This is a genomic window from Haladaptatus halobius (genome assembly GCF_020618475.1).
GTDB lineage: Archaea > Halobacteriota > Halobacteria > Halobacteriales > Haladaptataceae > Haladaptatus > Haladaptatus halobius.
This window is the reverse complement of the sequence record NZ_CP085335.1, coordinates 2,118,130-2,138,088: the sequence shown is the minus strand read 5'-3', so window position 1 is coordinate 2,138,088 and position 19,959 is coordinate 2,118,130. Positions and strand designations below refer to the sequence as shown.

Genomic DNA, 19,959 nt, shown 5'->3' with positions numbered 1-19,959 from the left:
GTACCGATTCGCCCTTCGATGTGCATGTCGACCCGTTTCATTCGTGACGAAGAATCCATCTGACCCATCCCAAATTAAGTTTGCTTTCTTTACCGCAAGTACAGTTGTATAGCGACGCCTCTGGTTTATTCTCTTTGATTGACAGTCCCCCGACTGGCGACTGGTTTCGACCTACTCAGAGTAATACGGCGGGGATTATAAGAGTGTTCAGTCCGGGGCGAAAGTGACCTGTACGAAGATATTTCTCGCGGTATCGACCCCATACCGCGCCCATTATCTTCCGGTTTTCGCTCGAACGAAAACCGACACCACCGATACGTTTACCATTCGGTATTGCGTCATTTCTCCTATGGTCCCCTTGGCCATCGAACCTGTCGGCGCGTTTGCAGTCGTCATCGCGATCGTGTTGCTCGTCCTCGCCGTGCGGTTCGCCCTCAAACTCATCTGGCGAGTCGCCATCGTCGGCGTCCTCATCGTGGCCGCGCTCTACGCGGCTGGCGTGTTGGTGTAGCACACGAGGAAATTTTCGATTACTTCCCGCCCTCGCGCCGTGAGCACGCTTTCAGGGTGGAACTGAACGCATTCGATGGGATGCTCGCGGTGGCGGACTCCCATCACGAGTTCTTCGCCTCGGTGGGTGGTCGTCGCGCTCACGTCGAAGCAGTCGGGCACCGTCGTCGAGACGAGCGAGTGATACCGCCCCGCGCGGAACCCCTGTTCCAGCCCGCCGAACACACCGATTCCGTCGTGTTTGACCGGAAACGCCTTCCCGTGAACCGGCTCCGGAGCGCGACCGATCTCGCCGCCGTACACGTGTACCGCCGCCTCCAACCCGAGACAGACGCCGAGTGTCGGAATCTCGGGCGAGAGTTCGCTGAACACCCTGCTCGTAACGCCCACGTCCCGCTCGTTCTCGGGATGGCCCGGGCCGGGGCTGATGACGATGGCGTCCGGTTCCGCGTCGCGGATATCGGCCAGCGACGCGGTGTTCTTCACGACAACGGTGTCGAACGTCGCTTCGGGTGCGGTCACGGCCGAGTGCTCGGCCGCGACCCGAAGCGCCTCCTCGGTGTACTCCACGAGGTTGTACGTGAACGAGTCGAAGTTGTCCACGAACAGCACGCGGGTCATCGCGGCACCTCCGCGAGTTCGCGTTCCATCGCCTCCAGCGCCGCCAGCACGCCGCCCATCTTCTGTTCGGTCTCCTCGAACTCGGCGGTCGGGTCGCTGTCTGCGACGATTCCCGCGCCGGCCTGCACCGTGATTTCCTCCGAATCGTTCGACTTCACCGTCGCCGTCCGGATGACGATGGCGAAGTCAGCGTCGCCCGTCCACGAGACGTAGCCGACGCCGCCGCCGTAGACGCCGCGAGGACTCCCTTCGAGGTCGTGGAGTATCTCCATCGCTCGAATCTTCGGCGCGCCCGTCAGCGTCCCGGCGGGGAAGGTGGCGCGCACTGCGTCGAAAGCGTCGCTGTCCTCGGCCAGCGTCCCCGTCACGGTGCTCTCGATGTGCTGGACATGGCTGTACTTGATGACGTTCATGAACTCCTTGACGCGCACGCTCCCCGATTCGGCGACCCGGCGCACGTCGTTCCGGGCAAGGTCGACGAGCATCGCGTGTTCCGACCGCTCCTTTTCGTCCGCCAGCAGTTCGCCGGCGAGTCGCCGATCTTCCATCGGACTTCCGCCGCGCGAACACGTTCCGGCGATGGGATTCGAGACGATCTGGTCGTCGTGAACCGAGACCAGTGTCTCCGGACTCGCGCCGACGACGGTCAGGTCGTCGTAGCCGAGGAGGTACATGTACGGCGAGGGGTTCACCTCGCGCAGGGCGGCGTAAAATCCGAGCGAATCGATCTCGGCGTCTATCTCCCGCTTGCGCGAGACGACGCCCTGATAGATGTCGCCCGCTTCGACGTGTTCTTTCGCCCGCTCGACCGCGTCCTCGTACGCTGCTCGCGGCTCCGCCGTCTCGTCTCTCGGTACGTACTCCCCGAACTCGGGGTCGTCGGCCGATTCGAGCGCGTCGGCGACTCGCTCCGCTTCGGCGACCAGTTCGTCGTACAGTTCGCCGGGATCGTCGGCCGGCGAAACGAGGGGGGTGAACGCGAGCGAGAGCGTTCCCGCGACGTGGTCGAAGACGAGCGTCTTCGTGTTCAGGACGAACTGTGCGTCCGGCAGTCGCGTCTCGGGGCGCTCTATCCCCTGCTCTTCCAGCCAGAGGTCGTACACCGCGTCGTAGGCGAGAAAGCCGACCAGACCGCCGGAGAACGCCCCATCGTCCGGAAATCCTCGGCGCGGAACGTTGGGGAACACCCCCCGGAGTCGGTTGAGTACGTCCCCTTCCTCGGGGGTTGCGGGGATAGGTGACACGCGGTCGTCGCTCCACCTGTCGTCCAGCGTCCGAACGTCGGTTTCGTCCGGCCCGACCGCGACGACCGCCTTGGGGTCGTATCCGACGAACGAGTAGCGCGCCCGACGATCGTCCGTCGCCTCCGAGTCGAACGCGCCGTCCGGGTCGCTGGATGCAACCTTCTCCGCGCTTTCGAGCAGGAAGTCGTACTCGTCACCGCTGAGCGCCGAGTACGCCGCCAGCGGATCGACCGACACGTCGAGGTCGGTCGCCGCGTGGACGACGACGGACCGGTCGCTCTCGGCGAGCGTCTCGAACTCGTCGCGGTTCATCATTGCACGACCGGTCTCCGCGCTGACTTCGCATTTCCGACGAACGACTCGACGGCGGCGGCGTCTTTCTCCCCGCCGTTCGATTCGACGCCGCTCGCCACGTCGACGGCGAACGGTTCGACCGTCCCGACCGCCTCCGAGACGTTCTCCGGCGTCAGCCCGCCGGCGAGCACGACCGGCGTTTCAAGCGAGTCGACGACTCGCCGGGCGCGTTCCCAGTCGTGGGTCTGTCCCGTCCCGCCCGCCTTACCGGCGTCGAGCAGGAGTGCGTCGGCGACGCCGTCGTAGCGTTCCGGTTGTTCCCTCGTCGCGTCGATGGCTCGGACGACGTTCGCGTCCACGTTCGCCGTGAGATAGGCGAGGTCGCCGACGCTCATCCCGTGAACCTGTACTGCATCGGGTTCGACGGTTCGAGCGAGGTCGACGGCACGCTCGGGTCGTTCAGGCATCGTCACCAGCACGGTGGTCACGAACGGCGGCACTTTTCGGGCGAGTTCGGCGGCCCGGTTCCGGTCGATCTCGCGCGGCGAATCGACCGGTACGTCCACGAGGAGGCCGACCGCATCGGCTCCAGCCGAGATTGCCATCCGGAGGTCGTCTTCGCGGGTCAGTCCGCAGATCTTCACCCGCGTCATGCCGACACCGCCCCCGCCATCGCCATGAGTTGCTCGCCCGCACGGCCGGAGTCGACCGCCTGCTGCGCCCGTTCGACGCCGTCTTCCAGTGAGGTCGCTCGTCCGGAGACGTACACCGCGGCCCCGGCGTTCGCCAGCACGATGTCGCGTTTCGCGCCGTTCACGTCGCCTTCAACGATTCCGCGGAGGTCACGGGCGTTCTGGGCGGGCGTTCCCCCCGCGACGGCGGCCACGTCGTGGCGACCGACGCCGAGGTCTTCGGGCGAGAGCGCGTACTCCTCGATAACCTCCCCTTCGACCTCCGCAACCGTCGTCTCGCCGTGGACGGCGATCTCGTCCATCCCCGAACCGTGGACGACCAGCGCATGCGACACGTCCATGTGTGCAAGCGCACGACCGATGATGGGCACGAGGTCGGAATCGTAGACGCCGACGACCTGCGCGTCGGCCCCCGCCGGATTCGTCAGCGGCCCGAGCACGTTGAAGATGGTTCGCATGCCGAGTTCGCGCCGCGGACCGATGACGGCCTTCATCGCGGGGTGGAAGACGGGCGCGAGCATGAAGCCGATTCCCTGCTCCTCGATGGCCCGCTCGACCGCGGGCGGTTCCGAATCCACGACGACGCCGACCTCTTCGAGCACGTCGGCGCTCCCGGAGGACGACGAGACGGAGTAGTTGCCGTGTTTCGCCACCGGCACGCCCGCGCCGCTCGCCACGATGGCCGAGGTCGTCGAGACGTTGATGGTGTCGTAATCGTCGCCCCCCGTGCCGCAGGTGTCCACCAGCGGCGTTCGGTCGGGGGAGATGGTTCGCGCCGCCGCTCGCATCCCCTGCGCGAACCCCGCGATTTCGGTTTCGGTCTCTCCTTTCGCGCGCAGCCCGGAGAGGAGCGCGCCGATCTGGGCCTCGGTCGCGTCCTCGAAGACGGCGCTCGCCGCCTCCCGCGCTTGCGCGAGCGTGAGGTCGCGTCCCTCCGTGACGAGTTCGATGTAGTCCTGCATAGTGGAACACCAGTGTATTGTTTAGATCTATAATGAACACATTCGTACATCGACTTAAAACTGTCGTCCCCGGCGCTCGGGATCGAAATCCGGTTACGGCGCGGTATTTCGAAACCTTCAATTACCCCTGCGGCCAACGAAGGGATGCGTTCGAAAGCCGACTGGGTTTGTGGTCTAGTTGGTTATGACACCTCCTTGACATGGAGGAGGCCGGCAGTTCAAATCTGCCCAAACCCACTCGAAGTTCTACGAAAGTGGAATTACAAGAAGGCATAACATTACCCTTCGAAGAAGGAAAACACCCTTGCAAGGGATTCGACTATTCCACTCAGCGTTAACCTCTCCGTCTTGCCAGACGGTGACCGTCTTCCCTTTCACCATAAACTCAAGTGACGTGATCGTGTTACCCTCATGGTCGAAGAGGCTATCGAGTGAATCAGGGTCAATGTAATCGTAGAGTGTCCAGTCCGCCGAGTCTAAGTCCATTTCGCCGTGTTCTTCGAGAACTTCGACTACGATTTAATGAACTCGGGTCTTACCCCCATCGGGACGCTTATCGGGATTTGCCACCCACATTCTCACACGCTCGTTATACGTTTTCATGGCAGATATTATAACAGATGTAGTTGCAACTTCAGGGGAGAGGATATTTCACTTGTTATCCCTCTCAACTGTTGTATTCTGCCCGTCTGGGTGTGTTTGCCATAGTGTTCACGAACCACCTTGTGCGACAGGGCGCGGCGCGCCGGGGGCGGCATGTTCTATCCGCCCAAATCCACTCGATCTACTACGGTTCCAGAGTAACGGATAGCGTGGGGTTCGTCCGCGGTCATCATTCGTGACGCTCACGGATTTTTAAAGATCACGAAAAAGGCGTACAGCGGGGAATCTCCCCGATTTATCCTCACTCGTATCAATTCGTCTTGGTTATCCTTATTAGCGTTCTGATTAAACAAGAAGTCGTATGGCCAGAGGGGTTGACCCAGATGATCACAACAAGATCACCGAAAAGTGTAAGGAATGTGGATCTCTGAATCTCCCGATCTATCTACAAGAAGGGCTCTGTCCGGATTGTTGTGACGACTGACCGCCGAACACCGTCGAAACTACCGTCAGAAACCCATTTACCCTATCCCGGTCGAAATGCCTACCGTCGAGTGAAGAAGTTGGCCTCCCCCTCGGCTTGCCGAGGGCACACCTCGCCTCTGATGAGTTGGAACAGTGCTCCACCCCCCATCGGTTCAATCACCGCTTTGCGACCCAAATAGACGTAAAATTCGACCGCGTATCCGATTCAGGAACCATCTACTGATTCCCTAACCGACGGATAATAAAATAGACACCGAGCGTAGACCTGTTCAATAAGATCGGAACGGCACGGACGTTCGGTTCAAGTTCATAGGTGAAGATCGCCCTCACAGACTACCACCCCTTTCGTGCGCCCGTCACCTCCTCGACCGCCGTTTCCGAGATTCAAGCATCGCCACAGCGAACGGTGCGCCGCGAGAACGACGACGATACGATCAACAATGAATCGACAAGCCCGTTCTTCTGAGTGAGCACGCCGGTAATTTACACCTACGGTGAAATTCGGACGAAATCTTACCATCATTCGCGCGGTCGTAGACGCTCTCGACCCTCTCGTGCTGGTCGCTTCTCGACGGCGAGCCGATAAAAGCGGATGCGGTTCTACTCGTCCAGAATTTCCGGCATGGTTTCGCCGGTCGTGGGTGCGCGTCGCGCGTCGTACGTGTGGAATACGGCGACGAGCGTGAACGCGAGAACGACGAGTAGGGCGAGACCGATGTCGGCGATACCGGCGAGCAGCGGGACTTCCAGCCACGCCGCGGTGAGCAGCGCGAATCCGGCGACGGCGAGTCCGAGGTACCGTTTGCACCACGAGATATCGTCGCCGGTGTTCGTTTCGAGATACGGGTCGAGCTGCTCTGCGGCGGTGGCGAGTTCGACGATACCCCGATTTTGGTTGTAATCTACGATTCCTGCATCGTCGAGTTTCGGGAGGTGGGACTGATAGAGTGCGGTGTAGACTCGTTTTCGCTCCGCGGCCGAGATAGCGTCCACCGTGGTATCGTTCTCCCACGCGGCGACCTGCTCCGCAAGGTCGCTCAACTGGACGGTTTCTTCGGCCTGTTTCAGGTAGTGAAGGGCGTACCGACGGCGCTGATTTTTCAGTACGTCGAAAACCATGTCGCGCGAGAGGGGCGCGGCCCGCTCCGTTTGCGACTTCTTCGATTCGAATAGGTCTGAAACGTGTTCGGCGACGGTCGAGTCCGACCCGTCCGATTGACTATCCGTATCGTTGCTCCCCGTGCCAGAGGAGTCACCGATTGTGCTCATTACTCCGCCACCCCTTGCTCGTAACCCAGCATGGATTCGAACATTGCCGGGTTTGGCCTTTGTTATTCACCATTTACCAGAGGTAAACGAGTGGTTACGCAAGGTGACAATCGCTCCGTACCGTCTCGCCTTCCGGCGGTAATCACCGCTTACTGGCGGTTTCAGACGCTTCCTCTCGGATGTGCCACAGGTTCTCGTGGATACCGAGCACGAGCGCCGGGACGACGACCATGAAGATGTGTTCCTCGACCGGAATCCCGGCCAGTTCGACCCCGGTTCGAAGTGGAATCTCGAACACGCCGATGGTGAGCGTGTACCAGTCCCAAACATAGGCGAGCGGGTACAGGACGAGGATGGTTTTCCCGGCGCGGACGAGGGCGTCTGCCCGCACGAGTAACAGGAGCGCGAGCGACCCGAAAACGACCTCGCTGGCGAGGTACGTGTACGGGCCGAACACCGCACCGATATCTGGTAACACGCCCGTGTGGTACGGGTTCCGGGTCTAAAAACCCCGCAACGATGCTCCTCGTGCGACAAAGTTCAAGACCACGGAGTACGACATTCAAAACGACGATGGATATCTCTGACATTGCGACCACGGAGTACTTCGAGATCGAAGCGGAGGAACGACTCGGGAAAGCGCGCTCGATCTTCGAGGAGGAGAACCCGAAAGGCATCGTCGTGACTAAGGCGGGTGAGTACGACGGGGTCATCACCCAGAAACAGCTTCTCCAGTCGCACATCGAAGACCAGACGAAGGTAGCGACGCTTACGAAACCCGCGCCGAAGGTGAACTGGAACGACGGCGTGCGCGACGTCGCACGGGCGCTCGTCGAAGGAGGAACGAAGGTCGCACCCATCTTCGAGGGCGATCAAGTCTGGGGCATCATCGACGAGGACATGATCCTCGAAGGTGTCCTCGAGAACTTGGACGCCCTCGTCGTCGAGCAGATATACACGGAGAACCCCATCACGATTCCCGAAGACGCGACGCTCGGTCGCGTCATCAACAACATGCGCGAGCACAGCATCTCTCGCCTCCCGGTCGTGAACGACGACGGCTTCCTCACCGGCATGGTCACGACCCACGACATCGTGGACTTCGTCACCCGGAACATGGACAAGCCGACAACGGGCGAGCGCACGGGCGACAGCAACCGGATGCTCGACCTGCCGGTGTACGACGTGATGAATAGCCCCGTCGAGACCATCTCGCTTTCCGCGACCGTCCGCGAGGCGGTCGAACTGATGTTCGAGAAGAACTACGCCGGACTCGTCGTCACGCCCGAAGACGACAACCGCGTCGTCGGCGGCGTCCTCACCAAGACGGACGTGCTCCGCGCCCTCACGTTCACGGAGGAAGACCACATGGACGTGCAGATCACGAACATCAGCCTCCTCGACACCATCTCCCGGCAGGACATCCGCGAGAGCATCGAGGAGATCACGAACAAGTACCAGGATATGCACGTGCGCCACGCCCACGTCCGATTCCACGAGCACAAAGAGAAACTTCGCGGAACGCCGCTCGTGCAGTGTAAGATCCGCCTCCGCACCAACCGCGGACAGGTCGCAGGTACCGGCGAAGGCTACGGCGCGGAGCAGGCGTTCAACGTCGCCCGCGACACGCTGGAGCGCAACGTTCTCGAACTCAAAGGCGTCCAGAGCGACCGGGAGTACGAGGGCCAACTGCTCCGAAAACTCAACGAACTGTAACCGCGCAGTTCACGCCAGTCGTTCGACTTCTCGTCTTTCGCGTCGATAGCGTCGTGATTTTCGTCCTGATTCGGCAACTCACCCGAAGACGTAGTCACGCGACGGTGTCTTCTCGAAAACGAAACTCCGTCAGCCTCTCAAACCGTCTCTTCCGCGCTTTCGAGTCCCGAGTCGGTGATGCGGAACTGAGCGCGCCCGCCGGCCGATTTCGACCGGTGTTTTTCGAGTGTAGCTCGGCGGTTCCCGCCGCGGAAGCGGTCGACCCGGAGGACGACGCCGGTCCAGTGTTCGAGCGTGTGTCCCCCGAGGGGGCGGGTGCCGTCGGAGTCCGGGTCGGTGTACACCTGATTCGTCAACAGGACGGCGATGTCGTACTTTCGAGCGAGCGAGAGCAGGTGGGTGACTTGGCGGGCGACTCGGCGGAGCGCCTCGCCGGCCTTCTCGTCTTCGCTCCGTTCGAGGCGGTAGAACCCGGTCGCGCTGTCGACGATGACGAGATCCGCGCGCTCGGCGAACTCCGTCACGTCCCTGACCGCTTCTTCCTGTTCTCCGAAATCGAGCACTTCCTTGATGACGATTCGGGAGGCGAGTTCGTCCACGTCGTCGGCGCGCGCGCTGGCGACTTGCTCGAAGCGGTCGATGGACAGTCCCTCGGTGTCGATGTAGACCACGGTTCCTCCGGCTCGCGCGGTTTCGACGGCGGCCCCAAGCGCCACGTTCGTCTTCCCTGCGGCGGGCGGCCCGTACACCTGCGTCACGGTTCCCCGCTCCAGTCCGCCTCCAAGCAGGTCGTCCACGGACGGGCACCCGGTCGTCAGTTTCTCGGCGTCGGTCACACTCCCTCTTGGTACTTCTCACGCAAAAGGTTCCGGTTTCGACGCGACCGTTGCGACTTTGTTCCGCCGCCGCGAACTGCGAGTAGTGACAGTCGTCGTTGCGACAGCGGACTTCGAAGTGTACCACGACGTGGTGAACGAACTGCGCGACAGGGGCGTCCGGTTCACGACGGTCGAACCGGGCGACGAACTCCCCGACGGAGCGCGAATCTGCATCCGGGCCGAGGACGACGACCTTGACACCGACCTCCCGGTCGTCGTCGCCGACCCGGAACACCCCCGAGAGGCGGTCGAGGAGGCGCTGACCCTCCTTCGAGGCGAAGCGGGCAGAACCGTCGTCGGAATTGACCCCGGGACGCGCCCCGGCATCGCGGTGCTCTCGGGTGACATGGTGACCGCGGCGTTTCATGTCCCCCTCGCAGACGCCGCGGCTATCGTCAGAAAGGAGGTCGAAGACACCGTCGACCCCATCGTTCGAATCGGCGACGGCGCGCGCCTTCAGGGCGCGCAACTCATCCGCGAACTCGACAACGTGCGGGTTGAACTGGTGGACGAAACGGGAACGACCCCGTACCTCGGCACTGGGGCGCGAGGGATGGGCGACGCGCTCGCGGCGGTCAACATCGCGCGACTGGAGGGCGAGGTCGTCGAAGAGCGCGAGATAGAACCGACCGCGGGCGAGTTGGGCGTCATCAAACGGCGGTCGCGCGAGCGCTCGGCGGACAACCGCGAAATCGACGAGGAACTGGCTCGTCGGGTCGCCGCGGGCGAGTTGACCATCGAAGAGGCGCTCGACGAACACCGCGAGGAGTGAGAGACGACCTGAGACAACTCAGAGTTCCACCAGCACGGTGAACAGATGTGTTTCGTCGTCCGGGCACCGGAGGTGCTCTTCTTTGACAATGGTTCCCGAGAGCAACTGCTTGCCAACCTTCTGGAACTTGTCGAGTTCGACGTGGCCCTTCTCGCGGGCGACGACCTCGCCGTCGGGGTCGGTTTCGAACGTGCCCATTCCCGCACAGCCCTCGAACGGACACTGGATGCGGACGCGAGCCATACCGCCGACTACGACCTATCGGCGGTTATAGGTTTTCGTGAACCGCCGCCTCCGCCCGCCGCATCACCTCGCGCACCGAAAGTCCCGTTTTCCGTGCCACCGCCAGCGCGTCGTCGAACTCGGCGCTCACGTCGTACACCGACCCGGACTCGTCGCTCGCGATCTTCACGGTCACGTCGAACTCATCGCCTTCGAACTCTCCATCTGCCATCTCCAGCGTCGCGGTCTCGAACTCCCGGCGGGCGATCCAGCGATGGCTCGCGCCCGATTCGCGGACGCCGAGCGTCCCCGTCTCCTCGGCGAGTTTTCGGGCGATCCGTTCCGCGTCCTCGGGTTTGACGACGACCTTCACGAGGTGGCCCGGACGCCCCTTCTTCATCGTCGCGGGAAGGATAGAAACGTCGCGCGCGCCAGCATCCGAGAGCGTCTCTTGAAGCCCGCCGAGCACCTCGGGCGGCGCGTCATCGAGGTTGGTTTCGAGGACGGCGATGTCGTCGCGGACGAGACCACCTTTCGACTCTCCTACGAGCACCCGCAGGACGTTCGGATGTTCCGGAAAGTCGTACCCTCCCGCACCGTATCCCGACGCCTCGACGCGGAGCGTCGGAAGCGTCTCGACCCCATCCGCGAAGTGGGTGAGAATCGCGGCCCCCGTCGGCGTGAGCAGTTCCGCCTCGACGGGGCCACCCGAGAGCGACCAGTTCGCTCGCGCCGCAATTTCGACCACCGCCGGGGCGGGAATCGGGTAGGTTCCGTGGCTCATCCCGACTTCGCCGCTGCCGGTGGCGAGGGGGGTCGTCACGACGTGCTCCGGGTCGAGGTCGGCGAACAGGAGCGAGGCGCCGACCACGTCCGCGATCGCGTCGTCCGCCCCGACCTCGTGGAAGTGCGTCGAGTCGAGGTCGGTGTCGTGGACGCTCGCTTCGGCCTCGCCCAGGATTTGGAAGACTCGCTTCGCATCGTCTTCGATACCGTGGTCGAGGCCCATCGATTCTAGCAGGTCGATGACCTCTCGGTAGGTGCGCGCCGGCCCGGCACCTTCCGCGTGGTCGTGCGAGTGATCGCGGTGCTCGTGGTCGTGTCCGTGCTCGTCGTGAGCGTGACCATCGTGGTCGTGCCGGTGGTCGTCTTCGTCGTGCGAGTGCTCGGCGTCGTTCTCGCTCGCCCCCACTTCGTCGGTCAGAAGCACCCGAACCCGCGTCGCCGAGATACCGTTTTTGACGGTCTTCTCGACTGAATACTCCACGTCGAGCGCGTCTTCCACCGGCGAGAGCGTGTCGCGGTCTGCCCCTGCGTCGAGCAGCGCCCCGAGAATCATATCCCCGCTCGCTCCCATCCGCCCGTCGAACGCAAGCGTCCTCATACCTCGCATCGCGCGCCGAAGTGCGAAAAATCCCATCGGTCGTGTCGGCACCACTATCCCTTTGTACTGCCGTCCCGTAGTAGCCATCAATCGCACGCGGGCTCGGTTCGAGCTATCGGCGGCTATCGGTGACTAGCGTGACCGAAAGTCCCGCTAACAAAGGACTTATGCCCCGCGAACCATCACCCACAACTATCCCCGCAACTGAACAATCATGAACGAAGTGCAATTGGAGGTGGCGAAAGCGTACCCGAACGATTCGGGCCGTGGTATCGCCCGTCTCGATCCGGATACGCTCTTACATCTGAAGTTGAGCCCCGGAGATATCATCGAGATAGAAGGAGGCGACACGACGGCGGCCAAAGTCTGGCGCGCCGACCGGCAGGACTGGAACACCGACACGGTGCGTATCGACGGCTTTACGCGCCAGAACGCCGACGTCGGTATCGGCGAGCGCGTCGAAATCCGCAAGGCGGAAGCCGAGAAGGCCGACAAACTGGTGCTCGCGCCGCCGGAAGAGGCGAGCGTCCAGTTCGGAAGCGACGCCGCCGGAATGGTCAAACGTCAGATTCTGAAACGGCCCGTGGTCGAGCGCGACATCGTGCCCGTCATGTCTAGTACGAATCACCCGTTCATGCGCTCGCCCGGACAGGCCATCCCGCTCATCGCCGTGGAGACCGACCCGGACGGCGTCTGCCTCATCACCGAGGACACCGAGGTCGAACTGCGAGAGGAGCCGATATCCGGCTTCGAGAAGACCGGCGGGGGCATCACCTACGAGGACATCGGTGGCCTCCAGAACGAGATTCAGCGCGTGCGGGAGATGGTCGAACTCCCAATGAAGCACCCGCAGATCTTCCAGAAACTCGGCATCGAACCGCCGCAGGGCGTCCTGCTCCACGGACCGCCGGGCACCGGCAAGACCCTGTTGGCGAAGGCGGTCGCCAACGAAACCAGCGCGAGTTTCTTCTCTATCGCGGGCCCCGAGATCATCTCCAAATACTACGGCGAGTCCGAACAACAGCTTCGTGAAATATTCGAGGACGCCGCCGAGGAAGCACCCTCTATCATCTTCATCGACGAACTCGACTCCATCGCACCGAAGCGCGAAGACGTGACCGGCGAGGTCGAGCGCCGTGTCGTCGCCCAACTGCTGACGATGATGGACGGACTCGAAGCGCGGGGACAGGTCATCGTCATCGCGGCGACCAACCGCGTCGATTCGGTCGACCCGGCACTCCGACGTCCCGGTCGGTTCGACCGCGAGATCGAGATCGGCGTGCCGGACGAGGAAGGTCGCACGGAGATCCTCCAGATTCACACCCGCGGGATGCCCCTCTCCGACGACGTGAACCTCCCCGGATTGTCGAACGACACCCACGGCTTCGTCGGTGCAGACATCGAGAGCCTGACGAAGGAAGCCGCGATGAAGGCACTCCGGCGCTACCTCCCGGAGATAGATCTGGACGAGGAGTCCATCCCGCCGTCGCTCATCGACCGGATGATCGTCAAGCGCGAGGACTTCCGCGGCGCGCTGAACGAGGTCGAACCCTCCGCGATGCGCGAGGTGTTGGTCGAACTGCCCAAGGTGTCGTGGGACGACGTTGGCGGTCTCGAAGATGCCAAGAGTCAGGTCAAAGAGAGCATCGAGTGGCCCCTCACCTCACCCGAGAAGTTCGAACGGATGGGTATCGATCCGCCGTCGGGCGTTCTGCTCTACGGTCCGCCCGGCACCGGGAAGACCCTGATGGCGAAGGCGGTCGCCAACGAGACGAACGCCAACTTCATCAGCGTGCGCGGGCCGCAACTGCTGTCGAAGTGGGTCGGCGAGTCCGAGAAGGCCATTCGGCAGACGTTCCGCAAGGCGCGACAGGTTAGCCCGACCGTCATCTTCTTCGACGAACTCGACAGCCTCGCTCCCGGCCGCAGTCAGGACGTCGGGAGCAACGTCTCCGAGCGCGTGGTGAACCAACTGCTGACGGAACTCGACGGCCTCGAAGAGAAGGGCGACGTGATGGTCATCGGCGCGACCAACCGCCCCGACATGATCGACCCGGCGCTCATTCGCTCCGGTCGGTTCGACCGCCTCGTGATGATCGGCCAGCCGGACGACGAGGGCCGCGAGCAGATCCTCAAGATCCACACCGACGACACGCCGCTCGCGCCCGACGTGAGCCTCCGCGAACTCGCCGAGATGACGGACGGCTACGTCGGCAGCGACCTCGAATCCATTGCGCGCGAAGCCGCCATCGAGGCGCTCCGCGAAGACGACGAGGCCGACGAGGTCGAGATGCGCCACTTCCGCAAGGCGATGGAGAGCGTCCGCGCCACCATCACGGAAGACCTGCTCGACTACTACGAGCAGATGGAACAGGAGTTCAAGGGTGGTTCGTCCGCACCCCAGCGCCAGACCGGCGGGCGCATTGGTTTCCAATAGCACCTTTTTCTGCGGTCGGGTGCCGAGATCAGCGCCACGTAGCGCTCGTCTCGGCCTCCTCCTTGGAAAAATCTCCACGAAAACCTCGGTGCTCCCTTCGGTCCGCGCCGAGTCCGCTCACTCCGTTCGCGGTGATTTGTGGTGACTTCTAGCGGCTGCATCACCGGCAGATGTCCTGCAATTGTGTCGTCGGCCGATTTCTGGTTGCTAATCGGACAAGAATAGCGAGCGACGTGAGCGATAGACCGGTTAACGTAGCCACCGGAAATCTGCCGGTGACACACCCGCCAGAGGCTAGCCCACTCTCCGCGAACGAAGTGAGCGCTTTTGATGAACCTTTTACAGGGAGACGGTTCGCGGTCGCGTGCCGTAGCGCGCGATCGCGAACCCTCGACCGTCGTAAAAGGTTCAGTAGATGAGCTCGTCGTCGTTCTCGACCATGTAGAACGTGCGGGCGGCGATGTTGACCGCGTGGTCGCCGACCCGTTCGAGGTCGCGGATGGTGAGCAGGAGGCGAGAAACGTCCTGGAGGAGGCGCTCGACCTCCTCCTCGGTGTTCTTTTCCAGTTCCGTCTCGATGAGGTCGCGGACGACCAGTTGGCTCGCTCGCTCGCAGAGCTGGTCTAGGTGGTCGTCGCGGTCGGCGACGGCGTAGCAGGCCTCCGTGTCCTCGTCGGCGTACGCGTCCATCGTCGATTCCATCATCTCCAAGGTGACGTTCCCGAGTTCTTGGATGTCGACCTCCGGAAACATATCGCGGTCTGCGGCGAGCGTGTACTCGCCGAGGTTCACGGCGAGGTCGGCGATGCGTTCGAGGTCGGTGATTATCTTGAACGTCGCCGCTATCATCCGGAGGTCGCTGGCGACCGGCTGCTGGAGCGCGAACAGGTCGATGCAGTCCTGTTCGAGTTTGAGATACAGCTCGTTCACTTCGTCGTCGCCCTCGATGACCTCGCGGGCGAGGTCGCGGTCTTTCTGTTCTAGCGCGTTGAGACCGAGGCGCAGGCGCTCCATCACCACCTCGCTCATGTAGAGGACGTTCTCTTGGAGGTCGACCAACTGTTGTTGATAACTTTTTCGTGCCATAGATCGTGATCTGATGTTTTCAGTGTGCGTCTATCCGAACTTCCCGGTGATGTAGTCTTCGACGCGCTCATGTTCGGGGTTCTCGAATATCTTCTGCGTGTCGTCGAACTCGACGAGTTCGCCGCCGGTGAGGAAGACGGCGGTCTTGTCGCTGATACGGGCCGCCTGCTGCATGTTGTGGGTGACGATGACGACCGTGTAATCCTCGGCGAGTTCGGCGATGAGGTCTTCTATCTGTGAGGTGGCGACGGGGTCGAGGGCGCTCGCCGGTTCGTCCATCAGGAGCACCTCCGGGTCGGGCGCGATGGCGCGGGCGATGCAGAGTCGCTGCTGTTGTCCGCCGGAGAGTTCGAGACCGGACTCGTCCAACCGGTCTTTCACCTCGTCCCACAGCGCGGCGCGTTTGAGCGACTGCTCGACGATTTCGTCGTAGTCACCGTCCTTGTCCTGGATGTTCAGGCCGTAAGCGACGTTGTCGTAGATGCTCTTCGGGAACGGGTTGGGTTTCTGGAACACCATCCCGACGCGCCGACGGAGCGCTACGGGGTCGACGTCGTCATCGTAGACGTTCTTCCCGCGAAGCGTGAGATCGCCTTCGACGCGCGCGGCGTCGATGAGGTCGTTCATCCGGTTGATACACCGGAGGAACGTGGATTTTCCGCACCCGGAGGGTCCGATCATCGCGGTGACGCGGTTCTCGGGAATCGACATGGAGATTCCACGCAGCGCTTGGTTGTTGTCGTACCAAACGCTGATGTCCTTCGATTCGATGATGGCGGGCGTGTCCGCCCGCCGCGCGCCCTCGGAGTCCACCTCGGTCTCGATGAGCATCTCGTCGTTCATCGAACTCGACTGCTCGTCCTCTCTCTGCTTTTCGCTCGCTTCCTCGTTCGGTGGCATGTTCTCTTGACTCATTGTTTATTGCTCCCTCTGATACTTGTTGCGTAGTGCGATGGCGACGGAGTTCATCGCCAGCATGGCGACGAGGAGGACGATGACGGCTGCGGGGACTATCCTATTGTAGAACTCGTCGGTGGCGAGCGTAGACGCATACGCGAAAATCTGCATCGGCATCGCGGCGACGACCGAATCGAACGACCGCGGTAGATCCGCGATGTGGGCTGCCCCGATCATGATGAGCGGTGCTGTCTCACCGATGGCTCGTCCGAGTCCGAGAATCGTCCCGGTCAGGATGCCGGGGAACGCTCGCGGAAGTACGACGTTCTTGACGGTCTGCCAGCGAGTCGCACCCATGCCGTACGAGGCCTCCCGCATGTCGTCGGGTACCGACCGGATCGCCTCTTGACTGGAGATGATGATAATGGGCAAGATGAGAAGCGAGAGTGTGAGTCCCCCCACGACGATGGTACCGGAGCCGAACAGGTTACCGGCCACGAAGATGGGCGATAGACCGAGGGGATTCGCCACGCCGGGCGGTAAGACCGGAATTCCGGGGCCGAGGTACGTTACGAACAGTCCCGCGCCGAGCAGCCCGTATACGACGCTCGGAACGCCCGCCAGGTTCGAGATATTGATCTTGAGAACTCTCGTCAACCGATTGTCCGGCGCGTATTCTTCGAGATAGACGGCGGTACCGACCCCGAGGGGGAACGAGGCGACGGCGACGACGAACATTAACAGCACCGACCCGACGATGGCGGGATACATCCCGGCGTCTTCGGGGTCGGTAGAGACGTTGGTGACGAGGAACTGCCAATCGAGCCACGATTTCGGCCCGGCGAACCCGACGAGATCGACGATGAGCGCGCCGAGAAGCGCCCCACCGACAACGACGGCGGGAAGTACGAGTCCGATTCGATCGGTCGGTCGATGGACGACCGTGTCGGCGACGTACAGTCCGAGCGGAACGCCGGCCATCGCTATCAGTAGCGCAGCGGGCACGGCACCGATTCCGACGAGTTGGCCGACCGGTGCGGCGGCGACCGTCGCCAGTAACGCGACGGTCGCCGCGATATCTCGGACTCGGACTCGGTCTCCGTCCCATCTACTGCCGACGTACATCCGCGCCGCCAACGCCACCAGCGATCCGGATACGATACCCATCGCAATACCGGCCGTCGGGACGTAGGGGAATCCGAGGATGATTCCCGGGATAAACGTGAACGACGCGACGAACGCGAGGATCGTGATTCCGAACCAGCCGAGGAACGGCAAATCAGTGTTGATTCGACTCAGACCGATGGAGATGGCCAACGATACGAATAGCGCGAGGAAGTACGCGAGCAACGTCAGCGGCGAGATGACGTCGATAAACACGGATGATAACCCTGCGCCGAACAACGTTCCGACCGCCGCGATTCCGAGGGCGGTGACACCCACAGCGAGCGAATCTTCGCGTTGATTCAGGTACCAACAGACGGCGACGGTCGGCACGACCAAGGCGAGGAAGAATACGAGGAACCAACCCGGATCCGCGGTCAACGGTTGAATCGCGTCGTTGGCCACGTACACGAGGAGGACACCTAGAGAGAGAATACCAAACAGCGTCGCACCGAGCAGCGCGTATTTGAATATCGTCCCGGTAGTTCGGCTGATTCGTTCGAAGCTTCCTACCGTCTCGCTGCGTTCCATGTCGGTTGCCATCTCAGTACTCCTCCCTGTAGTGTTCCGCAATAAGGTCGCTGACGATGTTCATCACGAGCGTAATGACGAACAGTGAAAATCCGAGGGCGAACGCACTCCTGTACGCCATCCCTCCTCCGGTGAAGTCGCCAGTCAACGATTGGATGATCGCCGCGGTCATCGGCATGTTCGGCAGAGTGTACGCCGTCAGATTGAGGGGGTTAAGGAACTGTGCGCTACTCCCCGCCGCGATGGTGACCGCCATCGTCTCCCCGATGGCGCGCGACAGCGCGAGGATGAACGACGAGAAGATGCCCGAGAGGGCGGCCGGAACGACGATGCCGACCGAAACGTCGAACTTCGTCGCGCCCATCCCGTACCCCGCCTGGCGGAGTTCGTCGGGTACCGCGCTCATGGCGTCTTCGCTGATGGAGGCCACCATCGGAATAATCATGATTCCGACGACGATGCCAGCCGAGAGCACATTGAAGAACTGGAGCTGCACGAAGTTGCTCAGCGCGGGTGTGATGTAGATGAGAGCGAAGAATCCGTAGATAACCGTCGGAACTCCAGCGAGAATTTCGAGTGCCGGCTTGAGAACTGACCGCGTCCGTTGGCTCGCGTACTCGCTGAGATAGAGTGCAGTTGCGACGCCGAGTGGAATTGAAATCAGTGCGGCTTCGATGGTCACCATGAGCGTCCCCGTCAACGGTGCCAAGACGCCGAATTCTCCTCGACTCGGTATCCATTTCTTCCCGGTGTAGAACCTGATTATCGAGTACGCTTCTCCCTTCGCGTTAACGAGCCACGCCGTCTCGCTAAAGAACCGAAGCGTCTCGTTGATTAAGAGGAGTGCAATGCTAATCGTCGTCACGATGGATAGAATTGCGCACGCAAAAAAGAATCCCCGTGCTAGCAGTTCTCGTGACGAATTCTCCGTCCGTCTCGTAAGAGTTTCTGTTATCCGATCAGTACTCATTGATTGTGTTCTCCTATCGCAGCCGAAAAGACCTTCGTTTAACGGTTCAGCGATTCAATTCCCATTCGCCTTGCTGATGGCCTTTTCAAGTTTCTTCATCTGCTTTTTCTTCTCGCTCTCGCTGAGCGGCACGTAACCGACATCCTTGGCGACGATCTGTTTGCTCGTCGAGTGTTCGATCCAGAACTTCGCAAACGCGGCGACGTGATCCTTTTTGAGCGCAGACTTCTTCGGGTAGGTGAACAGCGGTCGGGCGAGTGGCTTGTACTTGCCCGACTTGGCTGTTTCGAGCGACGGCTTGATGCAGCCGTCACCGTTGTTGATGCCGAGCGCCTTCACTTCGTCTTTGTTCTCGCTGTAGTACGCGAATCCGAGGTATCCGAGCGCGTACTTATCGCGCGAGACACCCTGAATGATCTGCCGGTCGTTCTCACTGGCCTGGTGATCCATCCGGTGTTTGTTGTCTTCGCCGACGATGGCCTCGTGGAAGTAATCGAGCGTCCCGGACGCCTCTGTCGGACCGTAGAGTTTGATCTCCTTGTTCGGCCAACTGGAATCTATGTCGCTCCACTTCTGAACTTTGTTATTGCCGCCCTGCCAGAGCTTTTTGAGCTGCTCGACGGTCATGCAGTCAACCCAATCGGCGTTGTTGTTTACGACGACCGTAAGCGCATCCGTCGCGACATTAAGTTCGACAGGGTCGATATTGTTCTGCTTGCACTTCTGGGCTTCCTTGTCCTTGATCGGTCGAGACGCGTTGTTGAAATCCGTTTGGCCCGGACAGAAGTGGTTCTGGAAGCCACCGCCGCTTCCCGTTGACTTGATGTCGATGGTCATGCCGGGATGTTCCTTTTGAAACTCCTCTTTCATCGCGACCGCCAGCGGGAACACCGTCGAACTACCGGAGATACTGATTGAACCGCTCAGGTTTCCGTCACCGCCGCTGCCACCGGTAGTGCCAGTAGTGTCGCCACCGCTGCTACCCTTGGTCTGGTTCTTCGTACACCCCGCGAGTGCGACCGCGCCGGTCGCCCCTGCTCCGACGATGAATCGACGCCGCGAAACACTGCCTGACGACTCGTTTGACATCACTAAATCCCAAGAACCGGATGTAATAATGCGTTGCTATTATCTCTATATATTTCTCTGTATGCTATTGTCCTGCAAGCAGTCACGTCTCACGCACATCTGGTGTCAGCGAACGAAACCCTCGATAACGGT

20 protein-coding genes and 1 tRNA gene are annotated in these 19,959 nt (G+C 61.6%); 6 read left to right on the top strand and 15 right to left on the bottom strand.

Annotated elements, in window-relative coordinates:
* The first annotated feature begins 349 nt into the window (after window positions 1-349).
* The gene (locus tag LIW51_RS12480) at window positions 350-511 is read left to right on the top strand and encodes a hypothetical protein (protein ID WP_227374447.1); all 162 of its coding nucleotides are present in this window, start codon (window positions 350-352) and stop codon (window positions 509-511) included.
* Here the strand turns inward: LIW51_RS12480 and trpG are convergent.
* The 4 genes from trpG to trpD are packed head-to-tail and all read right to left on the bottom strand — an operon-like array spanning window position 487 to window position 4,323.
* A complete protein-coding gene (gene trpG / locus LIW51_RS12475; RefSeq protein WP_227374446.1) occupies window positions 487-1,131 on the bottom strand; it encodes an anthranilate synthase component II in 645 nt (214 codons plus the stop codon). The genes LIW51_RS12480 and trpG overlap by 25 nt on opposite strands.
* Window positions 1,128-2,687: an anthranilate synthase component I gene (trpE, locus tag LIW51_RS12470; RefSeq protein ID WP_227374445.1), complete on the bottom strand. Its 1,560-nt coding sequence runs from the start codon at window positions 2,685-2,687 to the stop codon at window positions 1,128-1,130. Before trpE ends, trpG begins: the two co-directional genes overlap by 4 nt.
* Complete coding sequence (locus LIW51_RS12465; RefSeq protein WP_227374444.1) at window positions 2,687-3,322, bottom strand: phosphoribosylanthranilate isomerase; 636 nt, start codon at window positions 3,320-3,322, stop codon at window positions 2,687-2,689. The genes trpE and LIW51_RS12465 overlap by 1 nt, the downstream gene beginning before the upstream one ends.
* The gene (gene trpD / locus LIW51_RS12460; RefSeq protein ID WP_227374443.1) at window positions 3,319-4,323 is read right to left on the bottom strand and encodes an anthranilate phosphoribosyltransferase; all 1,005 of its coding nucleotides are present in this window, start codon (window positions 4,321-4,323) and stop codon (window positions 3,319-3,321) included. The genes LIW51_RS12465 and trpD overlap by 4 nt, the downstream gene beginning before the upstream one ends.
* 163 nt (window positions 4,324-4,486) lie before the next feature.
* On the opposite strand from trpD, the gene LIW51_RS12455 reads away from it, so the two are divergent.
* Window positions 4,487-4,560: transfer RNA gene (locus tag LIW51_RS12455), tRNA-Val, on the top strand.
* Window positions 4,561-4,569: 9 nt separating this feature from the next.
* On the opposite strand, the gene LIW51_RS39150 is transcribed toward LIW51_RS12455, so the two are convergent.
* A complete protein-coding gene (locus tag LIW51_RS39150; RefSeq protein ID WP_227376800.1) occupies window positions 4,570-4,842 on the bottom strand; it encodes a HalOD1 output domain-containing protein in 273 nt (90 codons plus the stop codon).
* Between the two features lie 883 nt (window positions 4,843-5,725).
* On the opposite strand from LIW51_RS39150, the gene LIW51_RS12445 reads away from it, so the two are divergent.
* Entirely contained in the window at window positions 5,726-5,878 is a 153-nt protein-coding gene (locus LIW51_RS12445) for a hypothetical protein (RefSeq protein ID WP_227374442.1), read from the top strand.
* 134 nt (window positions 5,879-6,012) lie between these two features.
* Here the strand turns inward: LIW51_RS12445 and LIW51_RS12440 are convergent, their stop codons facing one another.
* Window positions 6,013-6,681 (bottom strand): DUF7344 domain-containing protein, encoded by a 669-nt coding sequence (locus tag LIW51_RS12440; RefSeq protein WP_227374441.1) that lies wholly within the window; start codon window positions 6,679-6,681, stop codon window positions 6,013-6,015.
* A gap of 142 nt (window positions 6,682-6,823) precedes the next feature.
* Window positions 6,824-7,159 (bottom strand): lycopene cyclase domain-containing protein, encoded by a 336-nt coding sequence (locus tag LIW51_RS12435; protein ID WP_227374440.1) that lies wholly within the window; start codon window positions 7,157-7,159, stop codon window positions 6,824-6,826.
* 95 nt (window positions 7,160-7,254) lie between these two features.
* Here LIW51_RS12435 and LIW51_RS12430 point away from each other — a divergent pair, with 95 nt between their 5' ends.
* Entirely contained in the window at window positions 7,255-8,397 is a 1,143-nt protein-coding gene (locus LIW51_RS12430) for a CBS domain-containing protein (RefSeq protein WP_227374439.1), read from the top strand.
* 137 nt (window positions 8,398-8,534) lie between these two features.
* Here the strand turns inward: LIW51_RS12430 and radB are convergent, their stop codons facing one another.
* Entirely contained in the window at window positions 8,535-9,233 is a 699-nt protein-coding gene (gene radB, locus LIW51_RS12425) for a DNA repair and recombination protein RadB (protein WP_227374438.1), read from the bottom strand.
* Window positions 9,234-9,318: 85 nt separating this feature from the next.
* Here radB and LIW51_RS12420 point away from each other — a divergent pair, with 85 nt between their 5' ends.
* Complete coding sequence (locus tag LIW51_RS12420; protein ID WP_227374437.1) at window positions 9,319-10,047, top strand: RuvC family protein; 729 nt, start codon at window positions 9,319-9,321, stop codon at window positions 10,045-10,047.
* A gap of 18 nt (window positions 10,048-10,065) precedes the next feature.
* Here LIW51_RS12420 and LIW51_RS12415 read toward each other — a convergent pair whose 3' ends face one another.
* Both LIW51_RS12415 and larC read right to left on the bottom strand, forming a co-directional pair.
* Window positions 10,066-10,290, bottom strand: coding sequence for a hypothetical protein (locus tag LIW51_RS12415; protein WP_227374436.1), 225 nt, complete (start codon window positions 10,288-10,290; stop codon window positions 10,066-10,068).
* Window positions 10,291-10,315: 25 nt separating this feature from the next.
* Window positions 10,316-11,653 carry a nickel pincer cofactor biosynthesis protein LarC gene (gene larC / locus LIW51_RS12410; RefSeq protein ID WP_227374435.1) on the bottom strand — a complete coding sequence of 446 codons (1,338 nt, stop codon included), beginning with the start codon at window positions 11,651-11,653 and terminating at the stop codon, window positions 10,316-10,318.
* A gap of 214 nt (window positions 11,654-11,867) precedes the next feature.
* On the opposite strand from larC, the gene LIW51_RS12405 reads away from it, so the two are divergent.
* The gene (locus LIW51_RS12405; protein WP_227374434.1) at window positions 11,868-14,090 is read left to right on the top strand and encodes a CDC48 family AAA ATPase; all 2,223 of its coding nucleotides are present in this window, start codon (window positions 11,868-11,870) and stop codon (window positions 14,088-14,090) included.
* Window positions 14,091-14,498: 408 nt separating this feature from the next.
* On the opposite strand, the gene phoU is transcribed toward LIW51_RS12405, so the two are convergent.
* The 5 genes from phoU to LIW51_RS12380 all read right to left on the bottom strand — a co-directional run bounded on the left by phoU (window position 14,499) and on the right by LIW51_RS12380 (window position 19,827).
* Entirely contained in the window at window positions 14,499-15,176 is a 678-nt protein-coding gene (phoU, locus tag LIW51_RS12400; protein ID WP_227374433.1) for a phosphate signaling complex protein PhoU, read from the bottom strand.
* A gap of 30 nt (window positions 15,177-15,206) precedes the next feature.
* Window positions 15,207-16,007 carry a phosphate ABC transporter ATP-binding protein PstB gene (pstB, locus tag LIW51_RS12395; protein WP_227376799.1) on the bottom strand — a complete coding sequence of 267 codons (801 nt, stop codon included), beginning with the start codon at window positions 16,005-16,007 and terminating at the stop codon, window positions 15,207-15,209.
* Between the two features lie 87 nt (window positions 16,008-16,094).
* Window positions 16,095-17,780 carry a phosphate ABC transporter permease PstA gene (gene pstA / locus LIW51_RS12390; RefSeq protein ID WP_227374432.1) on the bottom strand — a complete coding sequence of 562 codons (1,686 nt, stop codon included), beginning with the start codon at window positions 17,778-17,780 and terminating at the stop codon, window positions 16,095-16,097.
* 1 nt (window position 17,781) lies between these two features.
* Window positions 17,782-18,738: a phosphate ABC transporter permease subunit PstC gene (gene pstC / locus LIW51_RS12385; protein ID WP_227374431.1), complete on the bottom strand. Its 957-nt coding sequence runs from the start codon at window positions 18,736-18,738 to the stop codon at window positions 17,782-17,784.
* Between the two features lie 54 nt (window positions 18,739-18,792).
* The gene (locus LIW51_RS12380; RefSeq protein WP_227374430.1) at window positions 18,793-19,827 is read right to left on the bottom strand and encodes a phosphate ABC transporter substrate-binding protein PstS family protein; all 1,035 of its coding nucleotides are present in this window, start codon (window positions 19,825-19,827) and stop codon (window positions 18,793-18,795) included.
* Window positions 19,828-19,959 lie beyond the last annotated feature (132 nt).

What these genes read in the sequence shown, in the direction of transcription:
- phoU (WP_227374433.1), bottom strand. Translation starts at nt 15,176, where the DNA reads ATGGCACGAAAAAGTTATCAACAACAGTTGGTCGACCTCCAAGAGAAC.
- pstA (WP_227374432.1), bottom strand. Translation starts at nt 17,780, where the DNA reads ATGGCAACCGACATGGAACGCAGCGAGACGGTAGGAAGCTTCGAACGA.
- pstB (WP_227376799.1), bottom strand. Translation starts at nt 16,007, where the DNA reads ATGCTCATCGAGACCGAGGTGGACTCCGAGGGCGCGCGGCGGGCGGAC.
- LIW51_RS12430 (WP_227374439.1), top strand. Translation starts at nt 7,255, where the DNA reads ATGGATATCTCTGACATTGCGACCACGGAGTACTTCGAGATCGAAGCG.
- LIW51_RS12440 (WP_227374441.1), bottom strand. Translation starts at nt 6,681, where the DNA reads ATGAGCACAATCGGTGACTCCTCTGGCACGGGGAGCAACGATACGGAT.
- LIW51_RS12380 (WP_227374430.1), bottom strand. Translation starts at nt 19,827, where the DNA reads ATGTCAAACGAGTCGTCAGGCAGTGTTTCGCGGCGTCGATTCATCGTC.
- LIW51_RS12465 (WP_227374444.1), bottom strand. Translation starts at nt 3,322, where the DNA reads ATGACGCGGGTGAAGATCTGCGGACTGACCCGCGAAGACGACCTCCGG.
- trpG (WP_227374446.1), bottom strand. Translation starts at nt 1,131, where the DNA reads ATGACCCGCGTGCTGTTCGTGGACAACTTCGACTCGTTCACGTACAAC.
- trpD (WP_227374443.1), bottom strand. Translation starts at nt 4,323, where the DNA reads ATGCAGGACTACATCGAACTCGTCACGGAGGGACGCGACCTCACGCTC.
- larC (WP_227374435.1), bottom strand. Translation starts at nt 11,653, where the DNA reads ATGAGGACGCTTGCGTTCGACGGGCGGATGGGAGCGAGCGGGGATATG.
- LIW51_RS12415 (WP_227374436.1), bottom strand. Translation starts at nt 10,290, where the DNA reads ATGGCTCGCGTCCGCATCCAGTGTCCGTTCGAGGGCTGTGCGGGAATG.
- trpE (WP_227374445.1), bottom strand. Translation starts at nt 2,687, where the DNA reads ATGAACCGCGACGAGTTCGAGACGCTCGCCGAGAGCGACCGGTCCGTC.
- LIW51_RS12480 (WP_227374447.1), top strand. Translation starts at nt 350, where the DNA reads ATGGTCCCCTTGGCCATCGAACCTGTCGGCGCGTTTGCAGTCGTCATC.
- pstC (WP_227374431.1), bottom strand. Translation starts at nt 18,738, where the DNA reads ATGAGTACTGATCGGATAACAGAAACTCTTACGAGACGGACGGAGAAT.
- LIW51_RS12405 (WP_227374434.1), top strand. Translation starts at nt 11,868, where the DNA reads ATGAACGAAGTGCAATTGGAGGTGGCGAAAGCGTACCCGAACGATTCG.